The 3,397-nt window shown below is 60.7% G+C and carries 4 protein-coding genes and 1 rRNA gene; 4 read left to right on the forward strand and 1 reads right to left on the reverse strand.

From position 1 onward, the window contains the following. Positions 1-117: 117 nt before the first annotated feature. The gene (locus VG320_RS15940; RefSeq protein WP_327201056.1) at positions 118-774 is read right to left on the reverse strand and encodes a YceI family protein; all 657 of its coding nucleotides are present in this window, start codon (positions 772-774) and stop codon (positions 118-120) included. Between the two features lie 214 nt (positions 775-988). On the opposite strand from VG320_RS15940, the gene VG320_RS15945 reads away from it, so the two are divergent. The 4 genes from VG320_RS15945 to VG320_RS15960 all read left to right on the forward strand — a co-directional run. Continuing rightward, a complete protein-coding gene (locus VG320_RS15945; RefSeq protein ID WP_327201057.1) occupies positions 989-1,630 on the forward strand; it encodes a TetR/AcrR family transcriptional regulator in 642 nt (213 codons plus the stop codon). 79 nt (positions 1,631-1,709) lie between these two features. Then, on the forward strand, positions 1,710-2,201 hold the full coding sequence (locus VG320_RS15950) for a nuclear transport factor 2 family protein (RefSeq protein WP_327201058.1): 492 nt from the start codon (positions 1,710-1,712) through the stop codon (positions 2,199-2,201). 308 nt (positions 2,202-2,509) lie between these two features. Next, positions 2,510-2,965 (forward strand): hypothetical protein, encoded by a 456-nt coding sequence (locus VG320_RS15955; RefSeq protein WP_414696054.1) that lies wholly within the window; start codon positions 2,510-2,512, stop codon positions 2,963-2,965. Between the two features lie 349 nt (positions 2,966-3,314). Further along, a 16S ribosomal RNA gene (locus tag VG320_RS15960) occupies positions 3,315-3,397 on the forward strand; the annotation flags it as partial.

Below are 3,397 nucleotides of genomic sequence, written 5' to 3' on the forward strand. Positions count from 1 at the left end.
CGATCATCACGCATCGCTTCAGCGTCGACGACTACGAAAAAGGTTTCGCCGCCATGCTCTCGGGCGAGAGCGGCAAGGTGATTCTCGACTGGAGCGCCGCCTGAGTTTGCATGTTGTTCATTGAGCCGCCGCCGCGCTGGCTGGCGGCGGCTGCTCGAATTCGGCCTCGATGCGAACGTCGATCACATCGCCTACCGCCGGATACCACGTCGTCAAGCCGAACGTCGACCGGCTGACGGATCCGCGCGCCGAAAAGCCCAGCGTTGGCTGCTTCGTAAGCGGATTCGGCGCGTAGCCGTTGAACGTCACGTCGAGCGTGACCGGTTGCGTCGCGCCGCGGATCGTTAGATTGCCCGTCAATTTCCCCATCAGCTTGCCATTCGCCTCGCCGGTGCGCTCGAACCGCGTGCTGACGAAGCGGATCTGCGCATAGCGCTGCGCATCGAGCATCTGCGCACCCTTCACCATGCGATCTAGCGCCTCCACATTGGTGTCGAGGCTGGCGGCATCGATATCGACCTCCACCGTTGCGCCTTCCAGCGTGTGTTCGCGCCAGTCGAGCCGCGCGTTCGCTCGATCGAAGCGCATCACGAAACGCGTGTAGTGCAGATGATCGACATCGAACACAACGCTCCAATGGTGCGGATCCAGTGTGTACTGTCCCGCCGGGACGGCCGCCTCGGTGGGATTCACGCTATGCGTGACCACGCGCAACGGCGTGCAGCCGAGCAATCCGGCGCACAGCAATGCGGTGAAGGCTCGACGTCGATTCATGATTTCTCCGTGAGGGAAGGCGCAAGGGCGGCATAAGAGTAGAACGTTTCAGGCCGCGATTTTCTTCCATTGTCCGCCGTACGGGCGACTTCTTCGTGCAACTGCAGCAAGATCCATGCGCGCGCTGGCGGAAATTCCTTCTTGACTTGGGAGAATGATCGTTCTACATTGCGCCTCATGGAGAACGATCGTTCCACCTCAAATCGATGAAATCATGAGCAATATCGCTATTTCGGCTGGAGAATCATCGCCCGATGCGCGCGAGCGCCTGCTCGAAGCCGCCGAAGCACTGATTTACGCGGGCGGCATTCACGCCACTGGCGTCGACGCGATTGTTCGCGCGGCGGGCGCCGCGCGCAAAAGCTTCTATACGTATTTCGAATCGAAGGACGCGCTCGTCGCCGCTGCGCTCACGCGGCGCGACGAGCGCTGGATGCGCTGGTTCGTCGAAGGAACGCTTAAACGCGGCCGCACGCCGCGCACTCGCCTGCTTGCGATGTTCGATGTGCTGCGCGAGTGGTTCGCGTCGGACGGCTTTCACGGCTGCGCGTTCCTGAACGCCGCGGGCGAAACCGCCTCGCCGGACGACCCTGTGCGCGAGGTCGCGCGCATGCACAAGGCGCGCCTGCTGGCCTTCGTTGTTGAGCAATGTGGCGCCTGGAGCGTTGCCAGTGGTGTGGATCGACGTGTGGCGGCGCGGCTCGCCCGCCAGTGGCTGATCCTGATTGATGGCGCGATCGGCGTGGCGCTGGTGAGCGGTGACGTCGATGCAGCGGTCGACGCACGTGCAGCTGGCCAACTGTTGCTCGATGCACTCACGCCGGACAGCGCACAAGCCTCGCGTCCGCGCCGCTGACGATCGGATCTTCCGCTTTGTTCGAATCAGGCGTGCCACGCCGGCTCGCCACCCTGCCGCCAGAGAAAGGAGCATGACCATGAGCGATTCAAATACGACCGCAGCAGAAGCTCGCCCGCCGTTTCCACCGTTCACGCGCGAAACCGCGATACAGAAGGTGCGCGGCGCCGAGGACGGCTGGAACACCCGCGATCCGCAGCGCGTGTCGCTCGCCTATACGCCGCAAAGCGTCTGGCGCAACCGCGCGGAATTCGTGACCGGGCGCGAAGCCATCGTCGGCTTTCTCACGCGCAAATGGGCGCGCGAACTCGATTACCGGCTCATCAAGGAACTGTGGGCCTATACCGACAACCGCATCGCCGTGCGCTTCGCCTATGAGTGGCACGACGATTCGGGCAACTGGTTCCGCTCGTATGGCAATGAGAACTGGGAGTTCGATGCCAATGGACTGATGGCGCATCGCCACGCCTGCATCAACGACTTGCCGATCCGCGAGGCCGACCGTCTCTATCACTGGCCGCTCGGTCGCCGTCCCGACGATCATCCGGGGCTGAGCGACCTCGGACTCTGAGCGTGGCGTCGGGGGTTCATCGCCGCGACGCACTGGGCTGGCATGATAGTTTGAGCCGAAGGCAACGCAAACGCAGCCGACGCGCCCGCCGTGTTTCCGAGCAAAGCCTCGGTACGCGTGTGGGCGTGCTTGCTGTACAGTTTGCAGTCACCGGAAGGCAGAACAACAGCAAACCATAAACAGACCCAGCAGCAGACGCCCCGAAGCGATTCGGCGAGCGCGAGGACGGAGAGCCCATGCGGTTTTGGCAAGTGCGCGGTGGCAGGACAGGGAGAAAGACGATTGCGCTCGCAGCGCTCACGGCGCTGATGCTTGGCGCAGCAACGGGCGCACACGCGGCGGACTGGTGCAGCGCGGGCCTCTGGGTCGACGCGATGGTCGGCTCGTATCACATCCATCCCGACAAAGACTTCGAGCAGTTCAACCCGGGCCTTGGCATCGAATGCTGGCCGAGCGATCAATGGGCTGTCACCGCAGGCGGCTTTCGCAACTCGCTGCGCCGACCGTCCTTCTATGGCGGCGGGGTCTGGGCGCCAGAGTTTCTGCATTGGGGCTACGTGCGCCTGGCTGCCATGGGCGGCATCATCTCCGGCTACAACTATGGCAACTGGGGCCTTGGCCACAATCACACGATCGGGCCGGTGGCTGCGCCCATTGTGATGGTCGCGTACAAGCGCGTGGGCGTGAACTTCATCGTCATTCCGCCGATTCCATCCGACGATTTGCCATTCACTGTCGGCTTTCAATTGCGGGTGAAGTTCTAAGTCTTTTTTAAAAAATTGGCCCGTTGAAATAATTTTTTCAAAAACGCTTGACGGGTCGATCTGTGCCCTGCATAATTCGCCTCCTCCTGCTGATGCAGCGACGCAGAAAACGCCGGATAGCTTGATTTTCCAGCGGTTTTCAGCGAATTGATCTTTAAAAATTTACAGCCGATAAGTGTGGGCGCTTGATTCGATCTAGCTCCTCGTGTGGTCATTTTTGATCTGGCGAGATAGCAAAAGTATCAAGAGTCTCACACAAAAGTAAGTCAGGTTTTTGGAGCAATCCAGATTCCTGTCAGCTTTGAGTGAGCGACGGCTTCTTAACTGAAGCAAAAACAGTAACAGGTTTGAACTGAAGAGTTTGATCCTGGCTCAGATTGAACGCTGGCGGCATGCCTTACACATGCAAGTCGAACGGCAGCACGGGTGCTT

It is taken from the genome of Paraburkholderia sp., from assembly GCF_035948235.1.
GTDB lineage: Bacteria > Pseudomonadota > Gammaproteobacteria > Burkholderiales > Burkholderiaceae > Paraburkholderia.